The organism is Micromonospora sp. NPDC000089 (genome assembly GCF_042899365.1).
Taxonomy (GTDB): Bacteria; Actinomycetota; Actinomycetes; order Mycobacteriales; family Micromonosporaceae; genus Micromonospora.
In genome coordinates this window covers 66,377-92,047 of record NZ_JBIAZT010000013.1, presented here as the reverse complement: position 1 = coordinate 92,047, position 25,671 = coordinate 66,377, and the positions used below count along the sequence as shown (strand labels likewise).

Sequence of the window (25,671 nt, the reverse complement as noted above, 5' to 3'; positions counted from 1 at the left end):
CGACTCTCCCGCGATCTTGCAGTTTCTGCCCCGACAAAAGCCGCAAGCAGCCCATGTCGAGGGCCGAAAGTGCAAGATCGCGGAGACGGTGGGGGGCGGAGGGGGCAGACTGCTGGGGGTGGTGACCACTCTGGCGATCGATTGTGGGGGCGGGGGGATCAAGGGGTCCGTGCTGGACGAGGCGGGGACCATGCGGGCCCGTCCGTTGCGGGTGCCCACGCCGTACCCGCTGCCGCCCGCGCTGTTCGTGAAGACCCTGCTGGAGCTCGGCGGCCGGCTGCCGGCGGCCGACCGGGTGACCGTCGGGATGCCCGGCATGATCCGGCACGGCGTGGTGGTGGCCACCCCGCACTACGTCACCCGCTCCGGGCCGCGCAGCCGGGTCGACCCCGACCTGGTCGCGGAGTGGTCCGGGTACGACGCGCGCAGCGCCCTGGCCGAGGCGTTCGGGGTGCCGGCACTGGTGCTCAACGACGCTGAGGTGCACGGCGCCGGGGTGGTCGCCGGCACCGGATGCGAGCTGGTGCTGACCCTGGGGACCGGGCTGGGCAGCGCGCTCTTCGACGGCGGGGTGCTCGCCCCGCACCTGGAGCTGTCGCACGCTCCGGTGCGCTGGGGCACCACGTACGACACGTACGTGGGGGAGCCGGAGCGGCGGCGGCTCGGCGACGCGTTCTGGTCCCGGCGGATCCGGCAGGTGGTGGAGGGGCTGCGGCCGGTCTTCCACTGGGACCGGCTCTACCTCGGCGGCGGGAACTCCCGGCTGATCCGGGCCGACCAGGTGGCCCGGATGGGGGACGACGTCGTGGTCGTCCCGAACACGGCCGGAATCGTGGGCGGTGTCCGCGCCTGGGAGCTGACCGCCGGCCGCTCCGCCGCCGGCCGTTCCGGCTGACCGCCGGGGAACACTCGCGGTACGGCTGATGTTGTGCCAGCGTCGGATGAAGTGGCCGGCAACGAGACGAGGAGGTGGGTGAGATGGATCTTCTGGCGGACTACCGGCGGGCGACCATGTTCTTCGAGACGGGTGACCCGGCCGGAGCGGCCCGGCTGCTCGAGCCCATCGTCGCGGCCGAGCCCACCAACTCCTCCGTGCGGCAGCTGCTGGCCCGCTGCTACTTCCAGTCGGCCCAGCTCAACCGGGCCGAGGAGCAGCTGCGCGAGCTGGTCGACCGGGACCCGAGCGACCACTACGCGCACCACGTGCTGGGCCGCACCCTGGAGCGGATGAACCGGTACCCCGACGCGCTGCGGCACCTGCGCATCGCGGCGGCCATGTACTCCACCAACGAGGACTACACGACCGCGCTGCGCCGGGTGGAGAGCCGGGTCGGCGGTCGCTGACGGAGCGAAGGGCAGCCCACCCGGGCTGCCCTTCGTCGTACCTAGGATGGTCTGGTGAAACTCAAGCTCGATCTCCACGACATCTACAACAAGGGCCATGACATCGACCGGGCGCTGCGCGGGATCATGGACGAGGCGGTCGCCAAGAAGGCCACCCTGGTGGAGATCATTCCCGGCAAGGGATCCGGCGCCCTGAAGAAGAAAGTGCTGCGCTTCCTCGACCAGAAGGACGTCAAGCAGCTCTACCACCGGGTGGAGAAGGACTCGAAGAACTTCGGCCGCCTCTTCGTGCACTTCCGCTGGAAGTGACCACCCCGCAGCCGTACGTCTTCGGCTACGGTTCGCTGGTCAGCCCGGGCTCGGTCGAGGCGACCCTCGGCCACGAGGTGGACCGCTCGACGTTCAGCCACGCGATTCTGGACGACTGGGAACGGGCGTGGAACGTCGGCTCGGATCGGAGCTCCCACCCGGAACGGACCTTCGTCCTGGCGGACGACACGGTCTACGACGGGGTGACCGTGGTGCTGGGCATCGAGGCGCGGGACGGCAGGCGGTGCAACGGGTCGGTCTTCTCGGTCACCGGGAGCGACCTGTCACTGCTCGACGTCAGGGAACGCAACTACGAGCGCCGGGACGTCACCGCGCAGGTGTCCTGGGCCGGTAAGCCGAACAACTGCACGGTCTTCACCTACGTGCCGATCGAGTCGGCGAAGCGGCGGGTTTCCGAGGCGATGGAACGTGGTCGCCCGCTCAACGTCCGCAGGGGCTACGCGGAACTCGTCGAGCGGGCGTTCTCCGACATCGGCAAGCTGGGAAGCTACCGCCGGACGACGCCCGCGGTCCCGTACCCGCTCCAGTCGATGCAGGCAATGATCGACCCGGTGCTCGCCCCGCCGATCCGGGGCTCAGGCGACGAGTAGGCGCAGGCCGAGTTCCGCCGCGTCGAGGTCGACCAGCTCCCGGTTGCGCTCCGCCCACCGGCCCGACGCCAGGTCGGCGCGGAGCGCGCGGACCGCCCGCCGCTCGGCGTCCGGCCCGACCTTCGTCCACACCGAGACCCCGCGACGAACGCTCTCGTCCAGGTACGCCTCGGGCCGCCGCCAGTGGGCCTCGAAGAAGCCGTCCACGCAGTCCCACGGGATCGGCACCGGCTCCGCCCGCGCCCCGATCGCCTCCGCCAGGTCGGTCAGCGAGGGCCGGCCGACGAGCAGTTGGGCGGCCTCGGGCAGGTAGTCGCGGGTGAGCCAGAACCGCCGGAGCCACGCCTCGTCGGTGGTGTCCGCCGTGAACACCACCACCCGCCGGGCGACCCGCCGCAGCTCGCGCAGGCCGGCGACCGGGTCCGGCCAGTGGTGGACGGTGGCGAAGGCCATCGCCGCGTCGAAGGACTCGTCGGCGAACGGCAGACTCTCCGCGGTCGCCGCGATGCAGGGCGCCGCGCCGGCCGGCCGCTGGGCCCGCATCAGCGCCGACGGTTCCACCGCGGTGACGTCCCGGTCGGTGGGCTCGTACGAGCCGGTGCCCGCGCCGACGTTCAGCACCGTCCGGGCGTCACCGAGCGCGGCCCAGACCTGCGCCGCGATCCGCGGCTCGGTGCGCCGCGTCACGGTGTACGTGGCCCCGATGGTGTCGTACAACTGCGCGTTCGCCATGTCGCCCCCGCCGTGATGGTGCCTCCACCCTACGTACCCAGGCGTGCCACCGCGGCCCGGTGAAGCGCGGCTCCTCAGTGGACCTCCCGGCGTGAGCGGCACCGGCTCCGGTGCGAAGCCCCGGCTGCGCGGCCTCGGCGGGTCAGCCGAAGGAGCCATCCTCGCGTACACCGAAGGCGGCGCATCCGTCGTGCTCGAAGCGGACCCGTCCGTCGAAGCGAGAGGCGGGGGCGTCCTCGCCGGTCCACGGCCCGCGCGATGGCACGGTGTCAGTTCCCGTCGACGTGGATCACTGCGGTGCGCCGGGCGGCAGGAGGGGGCGCATGAAGGTGCGGTCGTAGCGCAGCACGCAGCCGCTGTCGTCGCGGATCCGGTCGGCCTCCACGAACTCCGGGTCGCTGCCGAACAGCGTCCGGTACTGCTCGTACGCCGCCAGGCTGGGGAAGCTGAACAGCGCCAGGGCCCGGTCGCTGGCCCCCTCGGCGGGCAGGAAGTAGCCGTGGTGGGTGCCGCCGTGCCGGTCCACCAGCTCCATCCAGCGGCGGGCGAACCGCTCGAAGTCGGCCGTCTTGGCCGGGTCGATGACGTAGTCGACGACGCAGGTGATCATGCGTCGCAGGCTACGCCGGCCTCCTCGTCGGCGAGGATCCGTTCCAGCGTGCGCCGACCCGTCCGATACATCATCGGGTTGGTCTCGACGTAGTACCAGACCAGGCCCATCGACTGGGCGAAGGCCCAGGCCCGGCCGCGCGCCCAGGTCAGGTCGTCGCAGCCCAGCGCGTCCCGCAGCACCTGGCGGGGGCCGGCCTCCAGCAGGTGCCAGGCGCAGATCAGGTCCAGCGCGGGGTCGGCGGGGCCGGCACCACCGACGTCGATCACCCCGGCCAGGCGACCGTCGGCGACGAGCACGTTGCCCGGAATGAGGTCACCGTGGGTCATCACGTCCCCGCCGTCCCTCGGCAGCTCCCGCATCGCGGCCCAGAGCTGGCGCAGCGGCGCCACGTCCATCAGCGGTGCGGTGTGCCGGAAGCAGGTCTCCATCCAGTCGTCCTGGGAGCGCAGCTCCCCGCCGCGCCCCGACCCGGAGAACGTCCGGCCCTGGGTGTCGATGGCCCGGACGGCGCGGACGAAATCGGCCAGGTCGCGGGCGAAGGCGACCGACCCACCGGGGTCGTCGTCGGTGGCCACCGTCCCGGGCAGCCAGGTCTGCACCGACCAGGCCAGCGGGTACCCGTGCCCCGGCTCGCCCATGGCGACCGGCTCGGGCGTGCGGAACGGGGTACGCCCGAGCAGCTCGCGGGCGGCGTCCGCCTCGGCCGTCAGCCAGCGATTGACCGCGTCCGGGTCCTCGGCGCGCAGCGGGAACCGGGCCGCCAGCCCGTCGCCAACCCGGAACAGCGCGTTCACCGTCCCGTGGGTCGGCCCGGCCACCACCGGCAGCCCGGCCCACTCGGGGAACTGCTCGGCGACCAGCCGGCGGACGAGGTCGACGGTCACGGTCAGCTGATCGGTGTGCATGGCCACCCGCAGAGCTTGGAACCCGGCCGCACCCGCTGGCAACGCAATTCCGATCACCGCGGCCGCCGGCTGGCCGGTCGGCGTGGCGGCCGGGAAGGTGGACCGCCGAGAGCGGCGGTGGTCGGTGGGCCGGGGTCGGCCGACGGACGCTACGAACTTGATGACGACAACGAATCAGCTGCCCTGGGCCGCGTCCATGCCGGGGCCGCTCCCGACCCGGCACCGGGGCCGATTCGCCAACGCCATCAAGTTCGTAGCGTCGCCGCACCCCTCTTCGTCCCGCTCGGCGGCGCCGCGTCCCGCGCTCCGCGGGCCACGCGTCCCGCGCCGCGTCCCGCGCTCCGCCGCGCCGCGCGCCGTGCCCCGGCGTCCGGGCCGCCGGGTACCGCGCCCACCGGATGCGGAGCGCGCGCCGACGGAGGCGGCGCGCTCCGCCTGCCGGGACGACCCGCCGCGGTCGTGCGGGTCGCCGTCCGGCGTGACGAGGAGCGGGTACGCGACGTCAGAGCGGGTACGTCCGGGCTACCGCGAGCATCTCCGAGGTGTGCGAGCCGACCACGCCCACGTCCGCCGGCCGGGGCCGGAAGCCGGGCAGCCCGTCCAGCCCGTCGCTGGCGTCCATCGCCCGCACGACCACCTTCGGCTTCCTCGGCGTCACGGTCAGGGTGATCTCGATGCCCTCCGGCGGCGGGGCGTGGAAGACGATCCCGAAGCCCCACCGGTTGCCCGTCTCCTCGGAATTCTGCTGGCTGCCCCCCGGCACCGTCCGTCCGGCCACCTCGGCGCGGGTCACCGTGGCGGTGTCGGTGTCCACGTGCAGCGAGACGAGGCGTACGGTCCGCTGCGGGGTGAGCCGGAGCCGCAGGGTGCGTTCGCCGCCCGAGGTGGTGTCGGCCAGCACCTGGACGGCCGGGGCCGGCAGGTTCGCCCTCGGCGCGTCCCCGACGAACAGCGGCTCGTCGCCGAGGGCCGGCCACCACCAGTTGGGCGACGAGGGATCGTGCGTGTCGACGTACTGCAGCGTCCAGGGCTGCGGGTCCTTCTCCCGGGTGATCCACCAGGCCGGGGCGTCGGGCCCGGGATCGGTGTCCAGGGCGTACATCAGCTGGGTGGGCACCGGGTGGGCGGCGTCGAAGCGGTCGACGACCAGCCCGACCCCGGCGAGCGCCACCGCAGCGAGCGCGGCCGCGACGGTCGGCAGCGCGCCGAGCCGGCGGGCGCGCGCCGGGACCGGGCGGCGCGGCCCGCCGGCGGCCGGGTGCAGCAGGTCGAGCACCGGCAGCACGGCCAGCCCGAGCAGCACCGTGAACAGTGCGCCGACCCCGCCCATCGCCATCCCCAGCGCGGGGAAGAGCAGCACCACGGTGGGCAGCAGGATCACCACGGCGACCGCGCCGGCCAAGGCCACCGCGACCACCGGCCACGGGCCGTCGATCCGGGTGCGCAGCGCCACCAGGCCGGCGACCGCGCCGACCAGCGCCGGCAGGACCGCCAGGTACGCCCCGCCGGGCACCAGCGCCGCCAGCACCACCCCGAACACGGCCAGCCAGGCCAGCGCGCCGAAGGCCAGCGCGGCAGGGCCGATCCAGCGGCGGGTCAGCGCGTACCAGCCGAGCAGGATCGCGGCGGCGAGCGCCACCACGGCGAGCCGGAACCAGGTCGGCCGGTACGGGTCGAGCAGCTCGGCGTAGCCGGGGCGCAGCGCGGTGATCCCGGCCCAGAGCAGCTGTGCGGCGAGCGGGGCGAGCAGCACCGGCACCAGCGCCAACCCGAACCCGGCGGCCAGCCGACCGGCGGTGGCCCGGCCGGCACGGCGGAGCAGCCAGCCCAGGGCCAGCACCGCGAGCAGCGCCACGGCCGCCAGCGGCCAGGTCAGCCAGCCCGGGTAGTGGACCAGGGCGCCGGGCACCGGGAAGTACGTGTCGTCGTGCCCGGAGGACAGGTCCGCAAGGTCGGTACGGCCGAACTCGCGGGCCAGCCCCAGCGCGTTGTCGCCGTGCATCTGGAGGCTGCCCCGGTCCATCGCCGCCGGAGTGTCCAGCGGGGTGTGGTAGATCGCGCCGCCGTCGATGTAGGCGGAGTTCAGCCCGACGAAGCCGTGGTCGAGGAAGGCGGTGAAGTCGGTGTCGTTGGGCAGCGCCCGGTAGATCTCCACCGCGAACGAGGTGCCCACCGGGTGCTTCGCGGCCCGGCCGAAGACGTCCACCAGCTTCGCGTTGTTCCGGGACGTCTCGAACATGATCACCGGGCCGCCTGCGCCGCGCGCCTCCAGGTTGAGCACCACCCCGCCGCCCTTGGCGAGCGGATGGTCGGCCGCGAACCCGGACGCCCCGCAGAGGCAGGCCTCCTCCGCGTCCGTGAGCACGAAGACGATGTCGTTGCGCGGTCGCGGGCCGGCCGCCAGCGCGCGGGCCACCTCCAGGATGGTGGAGGTGCCGGCCGCGTCGTCGTTGCCGCCCGGCCCGGACTGAACCGAGTCGTAGTGCGCCACCAGGAAGACCCGCCCGGTCGAGGCCGACCCGGGCAGCCGGGCCACCACGTTGCGGACCCGGGCCAGCGTCGCCCCGCCGGCCGCCCCGCTGAGCTGGCCGGCCTCCGGCGCGACGGTGTCCTGCACCTCGGTCTCCAGGCCGAGGCCGCGCAGCGCGCCGACCAGCTGCTCGCGTACCTGGTCGTTGGCGGCGCTGCCGGCGGGGTGCGGCCGGGTGGCGATGGTCTGTACCGTCCGGTACGCCCGGCCGGCGCTGAACTCGTCCGCCGGGGCGTCCGCCGGCAGCGGCGCGGGAGTGGCCAGCGTCACCAGCATCGCGGCGCCCACCGCGAGCAGCGCGACCAGGGCGAGCAGGGCGGCCGGCAGGCGGCGCCCGGGTCGGGCCAGCGCCCGGTCGGCGGCCGGCTCAACCGGCACAGGATCGGCGGCCGGCTCGACCGGCACAGGATCGGCGGCCGGCTCGACCGGCCCGGGATCGGCGGCGGAGGTGGGGGGTGCGCCCACGGCGGACTCCTCGGCGAAGGTACGGGGGATGGGGCATCATCCTGCACCGGGAACGCCGCCCACGGGTGCCCCGGGGCCGAACCGTGACGCTCGCGGGCGCCGCGACGCTCACCTGGTGACGGCCTTGCCCGCTACGCCCGGGCCGGCGGGGCCGTGTTGTGTGCGACCGTTGTCTAATACAGGATCAGCAGGGCACTCGGAAGGAGCCCGACATCACCAGCGATCTTCCGCGTCTCGCGGCGGTGACCCGGCCGTACCGGGGGTCCGGCATGACCGGGCCCTCCGGCGAGCCGTACCCGCACGGCGGCCTCGGGCGCCATCCCAACCTGCCGCCCGGTGAGCGGCTGCGGGTCCTGCTGGTCGAGGACGACGAGGGCGACGCCTTCCTGGTGAGCGAGCTGCTCGCCGAGACCAACTCGATGATCGACCTGCTCGTCGCCACCAGCCTCAGCGAGGCGCGGCAGCGGGTGGCCGGCGTCGACTGCGTCCTGCTCGATCTGGGCCTGCCCGACGCCCAGGGCCTGGACGGCCTGCGGCGGGTGCTGGAGATGTCCAGCGGCGCCGCGGTCTGCGTGCTGACCGGCCGCTCGGATGAGCACCTGGGCATCGTCGCGGTCGCCGAGGGCGCCCAGGACTACCTGGTCAAGGGGCAGGTCGACGGGGTGCTGCTGACCCGGGCCCTGCGCTACGCGGTGGAGCGCAAGCGCGCCGACGAGAACGCCCGCCGGCTGCGCGAGGTGGAGCTGCGCCAGGCCGAGTCGGCCCGCCTGGAGCGCGGCCTGCTGCCGCAGCCGCTGATGACCACCGATGAGGTGGCGGTGCACACCTTCTACCGTCCGGGCCGGCACGCCGCCCTGATCGGCGGGGACTTCTTCGACGTGGTGCAGACCCGCCCGGACCGGGTCGACCTGATCGTCGGGGATGTCTGCGGGCACGGGGTGGACGAGGCCGCCCTCGGGGTGGAGCTGCGGGTCGCCTGGCGGGCGCTGATCCTGGCCGGTGTGCCCGACGACGAGGTGCTGCCGGCCCTGGAGCAGGTGCTGATGAGCGAGCGCCGGTTGCAGGAGATCTTCGCGACCGTCGCCACCGCCCGGCTCGACCTGGACGCCAACCGGGCCACCGTCCGGCTGGCCGGGCACCCGCCGCCGCTGCTGCTCAGCGGGGGTAAGGTCGCCCCCGTTCCGGCTCCGGGTGGCCTGCTGCTCGGCGTACGCCCCCGCCGACCGATTGCGTTCGATCTGGAGTTCGACACCGATGACTGGTCTCTGTTGATGTACACCGACGGCCTGATCGAGGGGCGGGTGGGCGCCGGCGACGAGCGGCTGGACGTCTCCGGGCTCACCGGGCTGCTGGAGGAGCGGGCCAACCGGGCCGTGCCGTTGGCCGAGCTGCCGGCCTGGCTGGTCGGTCGCGCGGAGCAGATCAACGGCGGCCCGCTCGCCGACGACGTCGCCATGCTGCTGGTCACCCGAGGTGGTGGCCGGTGAGCGCGAGGAGTGAGCCGGGTTTGCGAGCCCCGCAGTCGCGAACGAAGGTGGCCCGGTGAGCGCGAGGAGTGAGTCGGGTTTGCGAGCCCCGCAGTCGCGAACGGAGCCGGCCCGATGAAGGTGGATCAGCGGGCGTGGACGCTGCGGCATCGGGTGCTGGCGCTGCTCACCGTGGTCGGCGTGCTGCTGATCGGGCTGGCCGTGGCCGAAGCGGTGGTGGCGGCGAAGAACCGGCAGGAGACCAACGCCGTCCTGACCCGGACCGGCCCGATGCGGGTGCAGGGGCAGGAGCTGCTCAACGCGCTGCTCGACCAGGAGACCGGCGTCCGGGGGTACGCGGTCAGCGGCAACCGGGCCGACCTGGCCCCGTACGAGAAGGGGTTGCAGCAGGAGCGGGAGACCACCGCGCAGATCGCGAGCCTCGGCGCAGGCTACCCGGCGATCATGGCCGACCTGCGCGCCGCGCAGCAGCAGGCGGACGACTGGCGACGGCTGGTGGCGCAGCCGGTGATCGACACCACCGCGCGCAGCGGCACGCAGGCCGGCCAGGCCCTGGTCAACAACGGCTCCCGGCAGCGGTTCGACCAGGTCCGGGCGGCCGTGGGCGAGTTGCAGGCGCAGATCCTGACCGAGCGGCAGCTGAACGCGAACGCGATCGAGCGGACCGGCAACGTGCTGGTGCTGCTGCTGATCGTCGCCGCCGTGGTGGTGGTGATCGCCGGGGTGGTGCTGCTGCTCTCGCTGGACCGGATGGTGATCCGGCCGCTCACCGGGCTGGCCCAGCAGGTGCGCGAGGTGGCCGAGGGCGACTACCAGCACCACATCGACGGCTCCGGGCCGCCGGAGTTCGTCCGGCTCGCCGACGACGTCGACGTGATGCGGCAGAAGATCGCCAAGGACCTCGACGAGGTGCGCAAGGCCCGGGAGAACATCGAGTGGGTCAACAGCCAGCTGCAGAAGCAGGCCGAGGAGCTGACCCGCTCCAACCGTGACCTGGAGCAGTTCGCGTACGTTGCCTCGCACGACCTGCAGGAGCCGCTGCGCAAGGTGGCGAGCTTCTGCCAGCTGCTGCAGCGCCGCTACGCCGGGCAGCTCGACGAGCGGGCCGACCAGTACATCGCCTTCGCCGTGGACGGCGCGCAGCGGATGCAGCGCCTGATCAACGACCTGCTGGCGTTCTCCCGGATCGGCCGGCTCACCACCGGCTTCACCGAGGTCGACCTGGACAAGGTGATGGGCCTGGTGGCCGGCCAGACCGAGGCCGCCCGGCAGTACGCCGACGCGGAACTCACCTGGGACGACATGCCGGTGATCCGCGGCGAGGAGCCGTTGCTGACCAACCTGCTGGCGAACCTGGTCAGCAACTCGATCAAGTTCCGCCGGCCAGACGTGCCGCCGAAGGTGCACCTCTCGGCCCGGCTGGTCGACGACGAGTGGGAGATCTCCTGCCGGGACAACGGCATCGGGATCGAGCCGGAGTTCGCCGACAAGATCTTCGTGATCTTCCAGCGGCTGCACTCCAAGGACGCGTACCCGGGCACCGGCATCGGCCTGGCCATCGTCAAGAAGATCGTCGAGTACCACGGCGGTCGGGTCTGGGTGGACACCGACCTGGACGAGGGCACCGCGATCCGGTTCACCCTGCCGGCGCTTCCGGCGGACGTTGAGGCGGCGAAGGCCGCCGAGGCGGCGGACCCGGCGGACGGCACGGCGGCGGAGCGGACCGACGGCACCCCGGCGGAGCGGGACGGCGGGCCGGGCCCGGCGGACACCGAGCCGGCGGAGGCCCGACCGGCCGCGGTCGGCGCCCAGCGGGACGACCGGACGGACCAGACCACGCCCGGCGGTACGCCGGAGCACGGTACAACGGGTGGCATGAAGGAGACGGTGGGATGACCGCGCCGGCGGACGGCAAGAGCCCGATCGAGGTCCTGCTGGTCGAGGACGACCCGGGCGACGTTCTGATGACCCAGGAGGCGTTCGAGGAGCACAAGCTCCGCAACCGGCTCACCGTCGTCTCCGACGGCGCCGAGGCGCTCGCCTACCTGCGCCGGGAGGACCCGTACGCGGACGCGGTGGTGCCCGACCTGATCCTGCTCGACCTGAACCTGCCCCGCCGGGACGGCCGGGAGGTGCTGGAGGAGATCAAGAACGACGAGAACCTGCGCCGCATCCCGGTCGTGGTGCTCACCACCAGCCAGGCCGACGAGGACATCCTGCGCAGCTACCAGCTGCACGCCAACGCCTACGTGACCAAGCCGGTGGACTTCGAGCGCTTCATCTCGGTGGTCCGCCAGATCGACGAGTTCTTCGTCAGCGTGGTCAAGCTGCCGCCGCGTGGCTGAGCAGTTGCGGGAGCAGGTCGGCGAGCTGCTGCGGGAGACCGCGGCGGAGGTCGTGCTCCCGCTGTTCCGCCGGCTGGACGACTCCCAGGTCGCCGAGAAGGCCCCCGGCGACCTGGTCACCGTCGCCGATCGGCGGGCCGAGGAGCGGATCACCGAGGGGCTGCTCCGGCTGCGTCCCGGCTCGGTGGTGGTGGGCGAGGAGGCCGTCGCGGACGACCCGGGGCTGCTGCGCCACCTGCGCGACGCCGGGGACGTCTGGCTGGTCGACCCGGTCGACGGCACCTCGAACTTCGCCGCCGGCCGGCGGCCGTTCGCGCTGATGGCCGCGCTGCTCACCGACGGTGAGCCGGCAGCCGCCTGGGTGCTCGACCCGCTGGCCGACATGCTCGCCACGAGCGTTGCCGGCGAGGGCACCGAGCTGGACGGCCGTCCGGTGCGTACCGCCGAGCGGGTGCCGGCGGTGGGCTCGCTGCGCGGCACGGCGGTGACGAAGTTCCTGCCGCCGGACGCCCGGCGCAGCGCCGAGGCGGGCGCGGACCGGATCGGCGAGCTGCTGCCCGGGCAGCACTGCGCCGGCCGGGAGTACCTTGACCTGCTCACCGGCGACCAGCAGTTCGTGCTGTTCTGGCACACCCTGCCCTGGGACCACGTCCCCGGGGTGCTGTTGGTCCGGGAGGCCGGCGGGGTGGCCCGTCGGTTCGACGGCGCCGAGTACCATCCGGCGGACGAGGGGACCGGCCTGCTCGTCGCCGCCGACGAGGACACCTGGGCCGAGGCCCGGCAGGCCCTGCTGGGCGACCGCCGCTGAGCGCTGCGCGACTCCCGCCGCTGAGCGCTGTGCGACGCTGCCGCGACGCTGCGTCGACGATCGATGCCTAAGCAGTCGCCGTGCTGGTCAACCGCCGCGGGGTCCGGTTATCGTGACCGGCGGTCTCCGCCTCCGAGGTCGCCGCCCGGGGCCCCCGGGACGGCCGCCGCCGGGGGCCGGCCGCAGAGGGAGGATGCCGTCGTGCCCAGGATCCGCTTCAGCCGCGCCCGCCGGTCGTTGACCGTGCTGCTCGTCGCGACGGCGCTGGTGCTCGGCGCCGGGGTCGGTCCGGCCGCCGCCGAGCCCGGCGAGGGCGGTACGAAGCAGCTGCGCGAGGCGCTGGACGCGGCCGCCCGCGGCCACATCGAGGCCAAGGCCAAGCTGGACAACTCCAAGCGCCGGCAGACCGCTCTGTCGGCCCAGCTGCGCACGGTCGAGGGGCGGCTCGGCGAGCTGACCGCCCAGGTGGGCGAGGTGGCCGCCCAGTCGTACCGGCTGGGGAGGATGACCCCGACGGCCATGCTGCTCAAGAGCTCCGACCCGGAGAGCCTGCTCCAGCGCGCCGCCGTGCTCGACGTGATGGCCCAGCGGGACAGCGCCCGGCTCCGCTCGCTCAGCGAGACCCGGCAGGCGGCGGTGAAGGCCAAGGCGGCCATCGACGTCGAGGTCGGCGAGCAGCAGAAGCAGCTGGCCGTGCTGGCCCGCAAGAAGAAGGACGCCGAGCGGGCGCTGGCCACGGTCAGCTCCGGTGTCAGCACCGGCTTCAGTGGCGGCTCCCGCTCGGCCAGCCCGGCGCCGCGCAACTCCGACGGGTCCTGGCCGTCCGAGTCGTGCTCGATCAACGACCCGACCACGGACAGCTGCATCACCCCACGCACCCTGCACGCCCTGCAGCAGGCCCAGGCGGCCGGCTACAAGCGGTACGTGTCCTGTCACCGCAACGGCGGCGACGGCGAGCACCCGAAGGGCCGGGCCTGCGACTTCGCCGCCGCCACCGGCGGCTTCGAGGACCGCTCGGCGACCGGCGGCGACAAGGCGTACGGGGACAGCCTGGCGAGCTGGTTCAAGAACAACGCTGGGCGGCTCGGGGTGATGTACGTGATCTGGTACCGGCAGATCTGGATGCCGAACACCGGCTGGCGGTCGTACAGCGGCGGTGGCAGCCCGGCCGCCGACCACACAAACCATGTTCATGTTTCGATCTATTGACCCGGGCGGCCGGGTACGGGACGTAGCATCGCGACGGTGAGCAGCTCATCCTCCGACGTCGCCGCTCCGCCGGCCGTCACGCCCGCCCCGTCCCGCGCGCTGCCCAACGGGCTCGCCGCGTTCCTGGTCTTCCTCTCCAGCGGCGCGGTGCTGGTGCTGGAGACGGTCTCGCTCCGGCTGGTCGGCCCGTACGTCGGGGTGACCCTCCAGGTGACCAGCTCGGTGATCGGCATCGCGCTGGCCGCGATCGCGTACGGCGCCTGGACGGGCGGCTGGCTGGCCGACCGGCGGGACCCGCGCGGGCTGCTGGCCCCGGCGCTGGTGCTGGCCGGCATCACCACCGCGATCACCCTGCCGGTGGTCCGGTACGCCGGTGAGGTGTTGCGCGGTGGCGCGGCCGGCGCGATCCTGCTGCTCACCGCGCTGGCCGTGTTCGTGCCGGCGGCGCTGCTCGCCGCGGTCACCCCGCTGGTGGTGAAGCTGCAGCTGGCCGACCTGCGCCGGACCGGTCAGGTGGTCGGGCGGCTGTCCGGCATCGGCACGCTGGGCGGCATCACCGCCACCCTGGTCACCGGCTTCGTGCTGGTGGCCGCGCTGCCCACCACGGTCATCCTGATCGCGCTGGCGGTGACCCTCGGGGTGACCGGGCTGGCGCTCGCCGCGTGGTTGCGCCGTCGGGCGGGGGCGGGGCTGCCCGGGCCGGCGCGGACGAAGGCCACCCTGGCCGTGCTCGGGCTGGTCGCGGCGGGGCTGAGCGCGGTCGCCCCGAACCCGTGCGACGTGGAGACGGCGTACCACTGCGCCCGGGTGGCCGCCGACCCGAGTCGGCCGTCGGGGCGGACGCTCTATCTCAACTCGGCCCGGCACTCGTACGTCGACCTGAACGACCCCACCCACCTGGAGTACGAGTACAGCCAGTGGATCGGGGCGGTGGTGGACGTGCTGGCGCCGAAGGGGCGGCGGCTGGACGCGCTGCACCTGGGCGGCGGCGGTTTCACCATCCCGCGCTACCTGGCCGCCACCCGGCCCGGCACCGACAACCTGGTCTTCGAGATCGACGGGGAACTGGTCGATCTGGACCGGCGGGAGCTGGGCGTACGCACCGGCCCGCAGCTGCGCGCGGAGGTGGGCGACGCGCGGATGCTGGTCGGCGGCGAACCGGCGGACAGCCGGGACCTCGTCGTCGGGGACGCGTTCGGGCACCTGGTGGTGCCCTGGCACCTGGCCACCCGGGAGATGGCGGCCGAGGTGAACCGGGTGCTGCGGCCGGGCGGCATCTACGTGCAGAACGTGATCGACTACCCGCCGGACCGGTTCATCCGGGCCGAGCTGGCGACGGTGGCCACCGAGTTCCGCAACGTCGCGCTGATCGCTCCGCCGGACGCCGTGGCCGCCGAGGTGGGCTCGAACTTCCTCATCGTCGCCTCGGACGCGCCGCTGCCGTCGGAGCCGCTGCTGGACCGGCTGAGCGCCCTGAAGGCCCCGCCGGACCTGCTGCTGGGCGACCGGCTACCCAGCTTCGTGGACGACGCGCTGGTGCTGACCGACGACTACGCCCCCGTGGACCAGCTGCTGGCGACCGCCTGATCGGGTGACTTAACCACCCGATCACCATCGCTTAGGTGTAGCGCGGCCCGAGTCGGGCAACATCTCTGACCATGGGTGTAGTCGTACGTAACGGCGCGCAACTCCTCGGCGACCGCTACCGACTGGTCGAACAGCTCGGGGCCGGCGGGATGTCCGTGGTCTGGCGCGGCTACGACGAGGTGCTCGGCCGACAGGTCGCGATCAAGGTCCTGGCGTCCCGGCTGGCCGCCGACAAGGCGTTCCGGCACCGGATCCGGGTCGAGGCCCAGGCCGCCGCCCGGCTCTGCCACCCCAACATCACCAACGTGTACGACTACGGCGAGTCCGTGCAGGTCGGGCTGACCGTGCCGTACGTGGTGATGGAGCTGGTGGACGGCGGCCCGCTGACCGCGCGGCTCGGCCGGGACGGGCGGCTGCCCTGGCGGGAGGCGGTGACGATCGGCGCGGAGGTCACCTCGGCGCTGGCCACCGCGCACGCCCGCGGCGTGGTGCACCGGGACGTCACCCCGGGCAACGTGATGCTCACCGCGACCGGGGTGAAGGTCGTCGACTTCGGCATCTCGGCCCTGGTCGGCGAGAGCGAGAAGGGGTCGGACGGCCACCTGCTCGGCACCCCCGCCTACCTCGCCCCGGAGCGGCTGGACAACGGCCAGGTCTCCCCGGCCACCGACGTGTACGCGGTCGGCCTGCTGCTCTACCGGATGCTCACCGGCCGGCTGCCCTGGCGGGCGAGCACCACCACCGAGATGCTGCGCGCGCACATGTACAGCGATCCCGAGCCGATGGCGGAGGTGCCCGGCCTGCCCGACGAGGTGGCCGAGCTGGTCTCCCGGTGCCTGGCGAAGCGCCCGCAGGACCGGCCGGACACCGCCGAGCTGGCCCGTACCCTCGCCGAGGCGGCCGGGATGATTTCGGCCGTGCCGGTGTCGCCGGCACCGGGCACGCTCGACCCGGCGCTGCTGGCCAATGCCGGCACCACGTTCCTGCCCTGGTCCGCCGACACCGACGCGCTGCCCTTCTCGGGCCGTACCCGCGAGCGCCGGGCCGCCTCCCGCCGACGCAAGGTGGAGGCCGGGGTGGCGGCGGCCGGCCTGATCGCGGTGACCGCGACGGTGTGGGGGTTGACCTCGGGCAGCTCGGCCAGCGGCGGGGTGGAGACCACCGAGGCCCGGATGGGGCCGCCCGGACCGACGCCGTGCGAGGTCGAGTACGCGTTGCGCAGCGACTCCGGCAAGGAGTTCGCCGCCCAGCTCACCCTGACCAACACCAGCACCCGGGAGCTGCGGGACTGGACGATGCACTTCACCTTCCCCGGGCAGCAGGCGGTCACCCGGGCCACCCCGACGGTCCGGCAGAGCGGTCGCACCGTCCAGGTCGGCCCGGCCACCGGTCGCGGCGCGCTGGCGCCGGGCGCCTCGGAGAAGGTCGACCTGACCGGCCGGTACACCGGGAGCAACCCGCTGCCGGTGGAGTTCAGCGTCGGCGACGCCGACTGCGGGGTACGGGTCTCCGGGGTGGCCGGCACGACGCCGAAGGCGCCGGTGGCCAAGGCGCCGGTGGCCAAGGCACCCGCGGTGAAGGCGCCGGCCAGGCCGGCCTCCGGGGCGGGCGGGTCGAGCACCAACCGGTCGGCGCCGGCCAAGGCCCAGCCGAAGCCGAAGCCGAAGCCGAAAGCCGCCGACAAGGGCAAGAAGGGCAAGGGCGAGGACAAGGGAAAAGGCGGGAAGTAGCGGGGAAGGGAGGCGGCAAGGGCAAGGGCAAGAGCAAGGGCAAGCACTGACGGCTCAGCGCGCGGCGGCGAACCGCTGCACCTGGCCGATGGCGCCCTCCACGATCAGCACCCCGTCGGCGGCGAGCACGGTCTCCGGCTCCGCGTAGCGGAAGCGTTCCCCGGGCAGCTTGGCGCCGATCACCCGGACGCCGTGCCGTTCGGTGACCGACAGCTCCCGCAGCCGCCGGCCGACCAGCTCCGGCGGCACCGGCACCTTCGCGATGGCGAAGTCGTCGTCGAACTCGATGAAGTCGAGCATCCGGCTGACGATCAGGTGGGCGACCCGCTCGCCGGTCTCCGCCTCCGGGAACACCACATGGTGGGCGCCGACGGAGCTCAGGATCTTCGCGTGCTTCTCCGAGGTGGCGCGGGCCCAGATCTGCGGCACGCCGACCTCGGTCAGCGCCAGCACGGTGAGCACGCTGGCCTCCACCGAGGCGCCGATGGCGACCACCACCCGGCGGAAGTCGCCCACCCCGAGCTGGCGCAGGGCGGCCTCCTCGGTGGAGTCCGCCTGCACCACCCGGTCCAGCGTGCCCGACCAGCGTTGCACCTGACCCAGGTCCCGGTCGACGGCGAGCACGTGGTGGCCCAGCCGGGCGAGCGAGCTGGCCAGGTGGCAGCCGAATCGGCCGAGGCCGATCACCGTGACGTCGTCGTCGCCGTCGCGTCTAGCCGACAATGGGTTGCTCCTTCGGGTATCGGTAGAGCCGGCGTCGGGTGTTCAACGCGATCGCCGAGCCGAGGGTGAGCGGGCCGACCCGGCCGATGTACATCAGCGCGGTCAGCACCCACTGGCCGGCCTCGGGCAGCCGCTGGGCCAGGTCCACCGACAGCCCGGTGGTGCTGAACGCCGAGGTCACCTCGAACAGCGACTCGTAGTACTGGACGCCGTTGGTCAGCACGGTCAGCCCGATGGTCCCCACCGTCACCAGGGCCACGCTGAGCAGGGCCACGGTCAGCGCCTGGCGCATGCTCTCCACGGCGACCCGGCGGCGGCCCACCGTGACGTCCGGGTCGCCGCGCAGCTCGGCCCGGATCGCGAAGGCGAGCAGGAAGAAGGTGGAGACCTTGATGCCACCGGCGGTGCTGGCCGCGCCGCCGCCGATGAACATCAGCACGATCAGCAGCGGATAGCTCTCCTCGCTCAACGAGCCGACCCGGATCACGTCAAAGCCGCCGGTGCGGCTCAGCGCGATCTGGGTGAACGAGGCGAGCACCTTGCCGGGCACGTCGTAGGTGCCGATGGTGGCCGGGTTGGCCCACTCCGCCGCCAGCAGCAGGATGAAGCCGCCGGTCAGCAGCAGCACGCTGCCCCAGATGGTGAGCTTGGTGGCGATCGCCCAGCGCACCGGCCGCCGCCAGCGCCGGACCGCCTCGAACAGCGCGGGAAAGCCGAGCCCGCCGACGATCGCGCCGAAGGCGAGCGGCAGCGCCACCCACGGGTCACGGGAGAAGGCCAGCAGGCCGTCGGTGTAGAGGGCGAAGCCGCCGTTGTTGAAGGCCTGCACCGCGTGGAAGAGGGCGTACCAGAGGGCTCGCCCGGGCGGGTAGCCGTAGCCGAACCAGAGCCGGCCGCCGATGATCAGGGTGATCAGCGCCTCGGAGACGAGCACCGTGGTGGCGATCCGCATCAGCAGCCGGCGGACGTCGCCGATGCCGTACTCGGCGGTCTCGGCCTGCACCAGCAGCCGGTTGCTCAGGCCGAGCTGGCGGGTCACCGCGAGGCTGACCAGCGCGGCGCCGGTGAGGATGCCCAGCCCACCGACCTGGGTCAGCACGGTGATCGTGACCAGGCCGAAGGTGTTCCAGTAGTTCGGCGTGTCGTTCACCGCCATGCCGGTGACCGACACCGCGGAGGTGGCGGTGAAGGCCGCGGTGACCAGCGGCGTGTAGCGGTGCTCGCTGGTCGCCCAGGGCAGCATGAGTACGCCGGTGCCGAGCGCGATCGCCACCAGGAAGCCGATCGGCACCAGGCGGACGGGGTGCCGGAGGAATCGGCGCACCAGACAATCTTCCGGTTCCGGGCGCGGGCGGGTGGCCGAATCCACCATCCCGGAGGTTCACCTGACCGTCAGCCCCCGACCAACTGCCGGCCAGGCGGAGCCGATCTGCTGAGGTCACACCCATCGATGAAGGAGACGGCGTTGCGACGTACCCTTTCTGTCCTCGGCGTGGCCGGCGCCCTGCTCGCGGTGGCGGTCGCCGTCCCCGGCTCGGCGTCCGCCCGGGACGACGACGCGGACCGGGCCGGCCACGCGGACCGGGCCGGCCAGCGGATCGTGGTGATCGGTCACCGGGGCGCGAGCGGTTACCGCCCCGAGCACACCCTGGAGTCGTACCGGTTGGCGATCCGGCTGGGCGCCGACTACATCGAGCCGGACCTGGTGTCGACCAGGGACGGTGTGCTGGTCGCCCGGCACGAGAACGAGATCTCCGGTACGACCGACGTGGCCGCCCACGCGGAGTTCGCCGCCCGCAAGGCGACGAAGACCATCGACGGCGTGGCGGTGACCGGCTGGTTCACCGAGGACTTCACGCTCGCCGAGCTGAAGACGCTGCGGGCCAAGGAGCGACTGCCGCAGGTGCGGCCGGCGAACACGGCGTTCGACGGCAGGCTCGAGGTGCCCACCTTCCAGGAGGTCATCGACCTGGCCCGACGCGAGTCGAAGGCGCGTGGCCGGACGATCGGCATCTACCCGGAGACCAAGCACCCCAGCTACTTCGCCTCGATCGGGCTGGCGCTGGAGGAGCCGCTGGTGGCGACGCTGCGGAAGAACCGGCTGACCCACCGGGGCGACGCGGTCTTCATCCAGTCCTTCGAGACGGCCAACCTGCGCAAGCTGGACCGGATGATCGACGTACCGCTGGTGCAGCTGATCGAGGCCACCGGCCGCCCGTACGACTTCACCGCCGCCGGTGACACCCGTACCTACGCCGACCTGGTCACCCCGGCCGGCCTGGCCGAGGTGGCGGAGTACGCCGACGGCGTCGGCCTCAACAAGAACCTGATCGTGCCCCGGGACGCGGCCGGCAAGCTGCTCGCCCCGACCACGGTGATCCGGGACGCGCACCGCGAGAAGCTGCTGGTGCACGCCTGGACGTTCCGCGCCGAGAACCAGTTCCTCCCGGTCGACTTCCGGATCGGCGCGGACCCGAACGCCCGCGGCGACATCACCGCCGAGTACGAGCTGTTCCTCGGCCTCGGCCTGGACGGCGTCTTCGCCGACCAGCCGGACACCGCCGTCGCCGCCCGCGCCGGCCTGCCCCGCCACTGACGTCGGTTGTCCCCGTCGGCCGGCACGGGCTCGGTGCCCGTGCCGGCCTCGCGGTCTCCCCGCATCCCTTGAGTTCGTCCGCTGGGACCGTTCAGGCTTTGCCCGGTCGTGCCGGTCGTGCCGGTCGTGCCGGTCGTGCCGGTCGTGCTGGGCGGGCCGGTCGTGCCGGGCGGTGCCGCCGGCCGCGAGCAGGGGCCGGACGCCGGGTGCGGTCGCTACGAACTTGATGGCGTGAACAAATCGCGGGGCCCGTCGGTGCCGTGGCGACGGCGAGCCCGGTGTCTCGGCCGGAGGCCGGAGGCCGGGTGCCATGTCGGCTCGCTGTGGACCTGATGACGTAAACGAATCACGGCGGCTGGCCTGGCCGGACTCGGGCGGTGAGCTACCCGGCTGACTGCACGAGGCGGCCGACGAGGGCGCCGCGGCGGTGCTCAACCCCGCCGCCTGGTCGCACTACTCGATCGCCGTTCGGGGCGCCTGATCCGGCTACGCCATCAAGTTCGTAGCGTCTGGAGGAGTTACCGGGGGCGCTCAGCGACGTAGGTGCCGCGTCCCTGTATGCCGATGATGAGTTCCCGGTCGTGCAGGATGGCGAGCGCCCGGTAGGCCGTGTTGTTGCTGACCCCGTAGGCGTTGGCGAGCTGGCTGGTCGACGGCAGCTTGTCGCCGGGCTTTAGCTCACCGCTCTTGATCTTCGCGACGATGTCGTCGATGATGCGGCGGAATTCGGGCTGTGCGGTGGGCATGCGGGAACTCCAGTGGGTCGGCTCGGCGGGCGCCCTGACCGGCCATGGCTGATGCGTGTACGTCATCAGGTCCATAGCGTCTGGAGGCCTACTCCGATCGCTCGGCGACGTAGGTGCCGCGTCCTGGCTGGCCGGTGATCAGTTCGCGGTCGTGTAGCAGGGAGAGCGCCCGGGACGCGGTGTTCATGTGCACCCGGTACGTCTCGGCGATCTCACGGGTGGACGGCAGCTTGTCGCCGGGCTTGAGCTCGCCGCTCTTGATCTTCGCGGCGAACTCGTTGGCGATCTGGCGGTACGGGGCTTCAGCGGTGGGCATGGGGAGACTCCGGTTGGTTCGGCGTCTCCGATCATGCCGGCCCTGCACCAATATCTGCAACAAGCCGTCGTGTCGTCGCGACAAGGGGTCGACCTACACAAGCATTTTGGGTATGTTGCTGAGAGTCCGGCTCCGGTTGGTTCGGCAAACCCTCGGGGGCGGACACCAAGGTTGGCTGCGGGGCCGTACCGCCGATCGGGCTGCGGTCGCGTGGCCGGGCGGTCCGGTCCGCGTCCCCTATCGGCGGGTCGGGCCGCCCTCCAGGGGTGAGCGCCCGCCCGGGCGGCGGGGCGCCCAGGAGTGGTGCGGAGGGGTGGCAGATGCGCAACGTGTTCTCGCTGTTCCGTCGGGGTGTCCGGCGTCGGCCGGAGCGTCCGCCGAACGTCGGCTGGTACCGCTCTGAATCGTGCCGGCCACTCTCCGCCGGGCAGGTGCGAGACCGGCGGTTCCGCCAGGTCAAGCGGGGGCTCGACCCGATCGAGGTGCACGGGTTCCTGTATCGCGTGGCCGGCGAGCTGGCCCTGGCCCGGCGGGAGGTGGCGATCACCGCCGAGGAGAACCTGCGGATCAAGCGGGCGCTGCGCGCCTGGCAGTCCCGCCAGTCGTCGGGCGCGCGGTGACGGATCGGCAGCGGTTCGTCGTACACCTGCCGGTGGTGGCCACCGACCTGCCGGCGGCGCTGCGGTTTGCCCGGGCAGTCACCCGGTCGCTGGCCTTCCTGGCCGATGTGGACCGCGCCGGCACCACGGTGTCGGCGGAGGACGCGCAGTCCGTACGCCACTGGGTGTTCTGTGACCGGTTGTGCGGCGCGGGTCGGCGGTGCCCGCGACCGGCCGACCATGACGGACCGTGCGGGTCGACGGCGCCGCATCGGTAGGCGAGAGATCCTCTTCATCAGGAAACTCACAGCAAAGACGGACAATTGCCTCAATACTCACCGTCGTGGCCTGCGTACAGGGGACAGGCCAGGGTCGCGCCGTCCCGTACGGCGTCACGGGGGTTTGTGAATGTCCATGCTGAGAACGACACGGGCGCGGCGGCGCTGGAGTGCCACCGCCGCGTTGGCGCTGGTCGTCGGCCTGTTGCCGCTGGTGGGGCCGCACGCGGCCCAGCCCGCGCACGCGGCGAGTCCGACCACCGCCACACTCACCATCACCAAGGGCGGTGACCGGCAGTCCGAGGACATCGTCGGTCCGCTGCCCGGTGCGGTATTCGACTTCTACGCCGGCCTCTCCGGCACCCGACCCGGGCCCGGTGACACGCCGGACGCGTCCTGCACCACCGGCGCCGACGGCACGTGCAGCGTGGACGTTCCCGGGCGCACCGGCACCAACGAGGGCTACTGGATCATCGAGCGCAGCGCGCCGACGGGCTGGCAGCTGCTCCAGACCCTGGACACCGGCGGCGGCACCACCACGCCGACCGTCTACAACGGCGTGTTCACCGGTGCGGTCTCCAACAACGTGTCCTACACGTTCCCGGTCAACACCACCGGCAACACCAACCGTCAGGCGCGCGGCGGCATCTGGGCCGACGCCCGGGCCAACCCGCCGCTGCCCGCCCAGTGCGGCCTCAGCATCGCGCTGCTGATCGACGTCTCCGGCTCGATCGCGCCCAACCTCAACGACGTCAAGGCCGCCGCGAATGGCTTCGTCGACGCGCTGACCGGCACCCCGTCCGAGATCGGGCTCTACACGTTCGCCACCAACGCGGCGACCGTGCTCAACCCCGTCCCGGTCTCCGACACGGCCGGCGCCAACACCGTGAAGACCGCGATCAACGGACTCACCGCCGGTGGCAACACCAACTGGGACGCCGGCCTGTTCCAGGTCGCCGCCGCGCCCAACACGTACGACGCCGTGATCATCCTGACCGACGGCAACCCCACCGTGTACGGGCCGCCGCCGGTGCAGGGGCCGGGCAACTTCACCCGGTTCAAGGAGGTGGAGAACGGGGTCTTCTCCGCCAACGCCGTCAAGGCCGAGGGCACCCGCGTCGTCGCCGTCGGCGTCGGCGCCGGGGTCAGCGGCTCGGCGAACAACCTGGCCGCCATCTCCGGCCCGGTCGCCGGCTCCGACTACATCCAGACCGGGTACGCCGAACTGGCCGCGGTCTTCCGGCAGCTCGCCCTGGAGGCGTGCGCCGGCACGATCAGCGTGGTCAAGAAGGTGATCCCACCGGGCGGCACCGCGGCGGACGCGATACCCGCCGGCGGTTGGACGATCTCGACCAGCACCCCCGGTGTCACGCCGGGCAGCGCGGTCACCGACACCAACACCGGCTCGGTCAACTTCGACGTCGACCTGACCGGGGTGACCAGCAAGCCGGTCACCCTCGCCGAAACCCCACAGGCCGGCTTCACCCTCGAGCAGCAGGCCGGCAACAACGCCGCCTGCACCGCGAACGGCACGGCGGCGCCGGTCACCAACAGCGGCCCCAACGGCTTCACCGTGGACGCCCAGGCCACCGCCATCGTCAGCTGCACCATCCTGAACCGGGAGGCGGAGCAGCAGCGGTCCTCCATCGTGGTGCACAAGACCTGGGTGATCAACGGCGTGCCGTTCGAGAACCCGGACCAGCCCACCGAGTTCCAGTCCGACCTGTCCATCAGCGGCATCCCGGACCCGGCGTGGAACACCCCGTACGACAGCTTCGCCACCGGCACCACGGTGACCATCGGCGAGACGATCAACCAGGACCTGCTGCCGACCAACTGCGGCCCCGTGGTGGCCAGCGGTGACCTCGGCCCGGTCGTGCTGACCCAGCCCGGCCTGAACGCGTTCCGGGTGACCAACACGGTCAACTGCACCACCCACCTGACCCTGGCCAAGCAGCTGGACAACCCGTACGGCGCACCGGAACCGTCGCTGAACGCCTGGACACTGCGGGCGATCCTCGGCGGCTCCACGGTCATCGAGGGCACCAACGGGGTGACCGGTGACGTCAATCCCGGCGTGTTCTACTCGCTGAACGAGACCGACGTGCCGGGCTTCACGCAGTTCGTGACGACCGGCGCGATGATCACCCCGCCCGCCACGGGCAGCTGGAACTGCTCGCTGCGCCTGGCGGACGGCTCGCTCGGCCCGGTCTACACCGGCGCCAACGGGGTGGCCAGCGTGCCGCTCGGCGAGACGGCGGTCTGCACCACCATCAACACCGCGCAGGCGGCCAAACTGACCCTGGTCAAGCAGGTCGACGGCGGCACCGCACAGCCCCAGGACTGGATCCTGGAGGCGTTGCCGGTGGCCCGCAACGACGTGCCGGTGCCGGTGCCGATCAGCGGACGCAGCGGCACCCCCGCGGTGACCGGCGCCGAGGCGTTCCCGAACGTCACGTACGCGCTCGCGGAGCGGGACGGCCCGGCCGACTACCAGCAGGTCGGCACACCACAGTGCGTGTTGACCGGCACCTCAGAGGTGATCCCGACGCCGAACAACCGGCTCACCCCGACGTTCGGGCAGGACATCACCTGCACGTTCCGCAACCAGCCCGTCCCGCCGCCCACGCCGGCCAAGCTGACGCTGGTCAAGCAGGTGACGAACGACTTCGGCGGCACCGCCAAGCCGCAGGACTGGTTGCTGAACGCGACCCCGCCGCCGGGCTCCGGCGCGACGCCGATCAGCGGTCGCAGCGGCCAGGCCGCGGTCACCGACGCGGCGGCCACGCCGGGCGTCGGCTACACGCTGACCGAGACCGGCGGCCCGGCCGGGTACGAACAGCTGGGCCCGGTGAGCTGCGTCAACAACGAGACGCAGGCGCCGATCCCGACGCCGGACAACGTCTTCACGCCACTGCCGGGGATCAGCTACACCTGCACCTGGCGCAACGGTCAGCTCGACCCGGGCGCGGCACACCTGACCCTGGTCAAGAAGCTGGTCGACGGCGGTAAGGACGGCTGGCCCGGTGGCGGCGGCTGGCCCGGTGGCGGCTGGTTCGGCGGCGGCGGTGGCGGAGAGGGCGACTGGGGTGGCAAGGCCAAGCCCACCGACTGGATCCTCACCGCGACCCCGCTCAACGCCGCGACCCCGATCAGCGGCCGGACCGGCAGCCCGGCGGTCACCAACGTCCGGGTCCAGGTCGGCGTGGGTTACCGGCTCACCGAGTCGGGCGGCCCGAAGGGGTACGTGGAGGCCGGCCCGCCGACCTGCGTGCTGACCGGTACGCAGACCACCGTGCCGGTGGTCGACCGGGTGGTCACCCCCGAGCGGGGCCAGGACATCACCTGCACCTTCACCAACAAGCGGAAGGGCAAGCTGCCGGTCACCGGTCTCAAGCTGACCGGGATCATCGGCGGCGGCGCGCTGGCCGTGCTGGTCGGGGCGATGCTGCTGGTGGTCACCTGGCGGCGCCGGACGGCGCTGATCGGCTGATCCGACACCTGAGGTAGGCACGGCCCGGCGGACGCCGGGGGCCGGCGGAGCGGAAGCTCCCCGACCCCCGGCCCCGCCGGGCCGTCGTCGTGGCGGGGCGCGACACAGCGCCGGTCGGCGCGGTGGTTGCCGCGCCCATCGCGCGACCCGGCGGGCCGTCACCCGACCCACGGCTTGGTACGGCCGGCCACCCCACCCGGGTTACTTGTGTGTTGCCGCCACATAGCCCGTGCGTGACGTCACTT

The 25,671-nt window shown here is 72.9% G+C and carries 22 protein-coding genes and 2 pseudogenes; 16 read left to right on the top strand and 8 right to left on the bottom strand.

Translation table 11 applies throughout. From position 1 onward, the window contains the following. Positions 1-118: 118 nt before the first annotated feature. The 4 genes from ACFY3U_RS22080 (at position 119) to ACFY3U_RS22065 (ending at position 2,264) form a co-directional block, all read left to right on the top strand. Positions 119-895: an ROK family protein gene (locus ACFY3U_RS22080; RefSeq protein WP_387204709.1), complete on the top strand. Its 777-nt coding sequence runs from the start codon at positions 119-121 to the stop codon at positions 893-895. Between the two features lie 83 nt (positions 896-978). Next, positions 979-1,344: a tetratricopeptide repeat protein gene (locus ACFY3U_RS22075; RefSeq protein WP_387204706.1), complete on the top strand. Its 366-nt coding sequence runs from the start codon at positions 979-981 to the stop codon at positions 1,342-1,344. Positions 1,345-1,398: 54 nt separating this feature from the next. Further along, positions 1,399-1,653, top strand: coding sequence for a Smr/MutS family protein (locus ACFY3U_RS22070; RefSeq protein WP_013288724.1), 255 nt, complete (start codon positions 1,399-1,401; stop codon positions 1,651-1,653). Beyond that, positions 1,650-2,264, top strand: coding sequence for a gamma-glutamylcyclotransferase family protein (locus tag ACFY3U_RS22065; protein WP_387204703.1), 615 nt, complete (start codon positions 1,650-1,652; stop codon positions 2,262-2,264). The genes ACFY3U_RS22070 and ACFY3U_RS22065 overlap by 4 nt, the downstream gene beginning before the upstream one ends. Here the strand turns inward: ACFY3U_RS22065 and ACFY3U_RS22060 are convergent. The 4 genes and pseudogenes from ACFY3U_RS22060 to ACFY3U_RS22045 form a co-directional block, all read right to left on the bottom strand. Then, a pseudogene (locus tag ACFY3U_RS22060) lies at positions 2,250-2,987 on the bottom strand (class I SAM-dependent methyltransferase); the annotation flags it as partial. The gene ACFY3U_RS22065 and the pseudogene ACFY3U_RS22060 overlap by 15 nt on opposite strands. Positions 2,988-3,285: 298 nt before the next feature. Beyond that, positions 3,286-3,606 (bottom strand): NIPSNAP family protein, encoded by a 321-nt coding sequence (locus ACFY3U_RS22055; RefSeq protein ID WP_387204700.1) that lies wholly within the window; start codon positions 3,604-3,606, stop codon positions 3,286-3,288. Beyond that, on the bottom strand, positions 3,603-4,514 hold the full coding sequence (locus ACFY3U_RS22050) for an aminoglycoside phosphotransferase family protein (RefSeq protein ID WP_387204865.1): 912 nt from the start codon (positions 4,512-4,514) through the stop codon (positions 3,603-3,605). Before ACFY3U_RS22050 ends, ACFY3U_RS22055 begins: the two co-directional genes overlap by 4 nt. A 502-nt stretch (positions 4,515-5,016) precedes the next feature. After that, positions 5,017-7,422: a M28 family peptidase gene (locus ACFY3U_RS22045; RefSeq protein ID WP_387204862.1), complete on the bottom strand. Its 2,406-nt coding sequence runs from the start codon at positions 7,420-7,422 to the stop codon at positions 5,017-5,019. Positions 7,423-7,778: 356 nt separating this feature from the next. On the opposite strand from ACFY3U_RS22045, the gene ACFY3U_RS22040 reads away from it, so the two are divergent. From ACFY3U_RS22040 to ACFY3U_RS22010, 7 genes are all read left to right on the top strand, one after another. Then, positions 7,779-8,996: a PP2C family protein-serine/threonine phosphatase gene (locus ACFY3U_RS22040; RefSeq protein ID WP_387204697.1), complete on the top strand. Its 1,218-nt coding sequence runs from the start codon at positions 7,779-7,781 to the stop codon at positions 8,994-8,996. 114 nt (positions 8,997-9,110) lie between these two features. Beyond that, entirely contained in the window at positions 9,111-10,892 is a 1,782-nt protein-coding gene (locus ACFY3U_RS22035; protein WP_387204694.1) for an ATP-binding protein, read from the top strand. Further along, positions 10,889-11,341: a response regulator gene (locus ACFY3U_RS22030; RefSeq protein ID WP_387204691.1), complete on the top strand. Its 453-nt coding sequence runs from the start codon at positions 10,889-10,891 to the stop codon at positions 11,339-11,341. Before ACFY3U_RS22035 ends, ACFY3U_RS22030 begins: the two co-directional genes overlap by 4 nt. Then, positions 11,334-12,149, top strand: a complete 816-nt coding sequence (locus ACFY3U_RS22025) for an inositol monophosphatase family protein (protein ID WP_387204688.1) — start codon at positions 11,334-11,336, stop codon at positions 12,147-12,149. Before ACFY3U_RS22030 ends, ACFY3U_RS22025 begins: the two co-directional genes overlap by 8 nt. Before the next feature lie 201 nt (positions 12,150-12,350). Continuing rightward, a complete protein-coding gene (locus ACFY3U_RS22020) occupies positions 12,351-13,358 on the top strand; it encodes a coiled-coil domain-containing protein (RefSeq protein ID WP_387204685.1) in 1,008 nt (335 codons plus the stop codon). A 36-nt stretch (positions 13,359-13,394) separates the two neighbouring features. Continuing rightward, on the top strand, positions 13,395-14,945 hold the full coding sequence (locus ACFY3U_RS22015) for a fused MFS/spermidine synthase (RefSeq protein ID WP_387204682.1): 1,551 nt from the start codon (positions 13,395-13,397) through the stop codon (positions 14,943-14,945). A 71-nt stretch (positions 14,946-15,016) separates the two neighbouring features. Beyond that, on the top strand, positions 15,017-16,675 hold the full coding sequence (locus tag ACFY3U_RS22010) for a serine/threonine-protein kinase (protein ID WP_387204680.1): 1,659 nt from the start codon (positions 15,017-15,019) through the stop codon (positions 16,673-16,675). Between the two features lie 54 nt (positions 16,676-16,729). On the opposite strand, the gene ACFY3U_RS22005 is transcribed toward ACFY3U_RS22010, so the two are convergent. Together ACFY3U_RS22005 and ACFY3U_RS22000 are read right to left on the bottom strand one after the other, a co-directional pair. Continuing rightward, on the bottom strand, positions 16,730-17,398 hold the full coding sequence (locus tag ACFY3U_RS22005) for a potassium channel family protein (protein WP_387204677.1): 669 nt from the start codon (positions 17,396-17,398) through the stop codon (positions 16,730-16,732). Then, positions 17,388-18,770: a TrkH family potassium uptake protein gene (locus ACFY3U_RS22000; RefSeq protein WP_387204675.1), complete on the bottom strand. Its 1,383-nt coding sequence runs from the start codon at positions 18,768-18,770 to the stop codon at positions 17,388-17,390. Before ACFY3U_RS22000 ends, ACFY3U_RS22005 begins: the two co-directional genes overlap by 11 nt. 93 nt (positions 18,771-18,863) lie before the next feature. On the opposite strand from ACFY3U_RS22000, the gene ACFY3U_RS21995 reads away from it, so the two are divergent. Together ACFY3U_RS21995 and ACFY3U_RS21990 are read left to right on the top strand one after the other, a co-directional pair. Further along, positions 18,864-19,994 (top strand): glycerophosphodiester phosphodiesterase, encoded by a 1,131-nt coding sequence (locus ACFY3U_RS21995; RefSeq protein ID WP_387204672.1) that lies wholly within the window; start codon positions 18,864-18,866, stop codon positions 19,992-19,994. Positions 19,995-20,388: 394 nt separating this feature from the next. After that, positions 20,389-20,472, top strand: a pseudogene (locus ACFY3U_RS21990) (type II 3-dehydroquinate dehydratase); the annotation flags it as partial. Positions 20,473-20,512: 40 nt separating this feature from the next. Here ACFY3U_RS21990 and ACFY3U_RS21985 read toward each other — a convergent pair. Together ACFY3U_RS21985 and ACFY3U_RS21980 are read right to left on the bottom strand one after the other, a co-directional pair. Continuing rightward, complete coding sequence (locus tag ACFY3U_RS21985) at positions 20,513-20,806, bottom strand: GntR family transcriptional regulator (RefSeq protein WP_387204669.1); 294 nt, start codon at positions 20,804-20,806, stop codon at positions 20,513-20,515. Between the two features lie 22 nt (positions 20,807-20,828). Continuing rightward, positions 20,829-21,056 carry a GntR family transcriptional regulator gene (locus ACFY3U_RS21980; protein WP_387204666.1) on the bottom strand — a complete coding sequence of 76 codons (228 nt, stop codon included), beginning with the start codon at positions 21,054-21,056 and terminating at the stop codon, positions 20,829-20,831. 320 nt (positions 21,057-21,376) lie between these two features. On the opposite strand from ACFY3U_RS21980, the gene ACFY3U_RS21975 reads away from it, so the two are divergent. From ACFY3U_RS21975 to ACFY3U_RS21965, 3 genes are all read left to right on the top strand, one after another. Then, positions 21,377-21,676, top strand: coding sequence for a DivIVA domain-containing protein (locus tag ACFY3U_RS21975; protein WP_387204663.1), 300 nt, complete (start codon positions 21,377-21,379; stop codon positions 21,674-21,676). Continuing rightward, positions 21,673-21,933: a hypothetical protein gene (locus ACFY3U_RS21970; protein ID WP_387204660.1), complete on the top strand. Its 261-nt coding sequence runs from the start codon at positions 21,673-21,675 to the stop codon at positions 21,931-21,933. The genes ACFY3U_RS21975 and ACFY3U_RS21970 overlap by 4 nt, the downstream gene beginning before the upstream one ends. A gap of 136 nt (positions 21,934-22,069) precedes the next feature. Then, positions 22,070-25,426: a VWA domain-containing protein gene (locus ACFY3U_RS21965; RefSeq protein ID WP_387204657.1), complete on the top strand. Its 3,357-nt coding sequence runs from the start codon at positions 22,070-22,072 to the stop codon at positions 25,424-25,426. Positions 25,427-25,671 lie beyond the last annotated feature (245 nt).

What these genes read in the sequence shown, in the direction of transcription:
- ACFY3U_RS22030 (WP_387204691.1), top strand. Translation starts at nt 10,889, where the DNA reads ATGACCGCGCCGGCGGACGGCAAGAGCCCGATCGAGGTCCTGCTGGTC.
- ACFY3U_RS22035 (WP_387204694.1), top strand. Translation starts at nt 9,111, where the DNA reads ATGAAGGTGGATCAGCGGGCGTGGACGCTGCGGCATCGGGTGCTGGCG.
- ACFY3U_RS22055 (WP_387204700.1), bottom strand. Translation starts at nt 3,606, where the DNA reads ATGATCACCTGCGTCGTCGACTACGTCATCGACCCGGCCAAGACGGCC.
- ACFY3U_RS22040 (WP_387204697.1), top strand. Translation starts at nt 7,779, where the DNA reads ATGACCGGGCCCTCCGGCGAGCCGTACCCGCACGGCGGCCTCGGGCGC.
- ACFY3U_RS21965 (WP_387204657.1), top strand. Translation starts at nt 22,070, where the DNA reads ATGCTGAGAACGACACGGGCGCGGCGGCGCTGGAGTGCCACCGCCGCG.
- ACFY3U_RS22010 (WP_387204680.1), top strand. Translation starts at nt 15,017, where the DNA reads ATGGGTGTAGTCGTACGTAACGGCGCGCAACTCCTCGGCGACCGCTAC.
- ACFY3U_RS22000 (WP_387204675.1), bottom strand. Translation starts at nt 18,770, where the DNA reads ATGGTGGATTCGGCCACCCGCCCGCGCCCGGAACCGGAAGATTGTCTG.
- ACFY3U_RS22050 (WP_387204865.1), bottom strand. Translation starts at nt 4,514, where the DNA reads ATGCACACCGATCAGCTGACCGTGACCGTCGACCTCGTCCGCCGGCTG.
- ACFY3U_RS21980 (WP_387204666.1), bottom strand. Translation starts at nt 21,056, where the DNA reads ATGCCCACCGCTGAAGCCCCGTACCGCCAGATCGCCAACGAGTTCGCC.
- ACFY3U_RS21975 (WP_387204663.1), top strand. Translation starts at nt 21,377, where the DNA reads ATGCGCAACGTGTTCTCGCTGTTCCGTCGGGGTGTCCGGCGTCGGCCG.
- ACFY3U_RS21985 (WP_387204669.1), bottom strand. Translation starts at nt 20,806, where the DNA reads ATGACGTACACGCATCAGCCATGGCCGGTCAGGGCGCCCGCCGAGCCG.
- ACFY3U_RS22075 (WP_387204706.1), top strand. Translation starts at nt 979, where the DNA reads ATGGATCTTCTGGCGGACTACCGGCGGGCGACCATGTTCTTCGAGACG.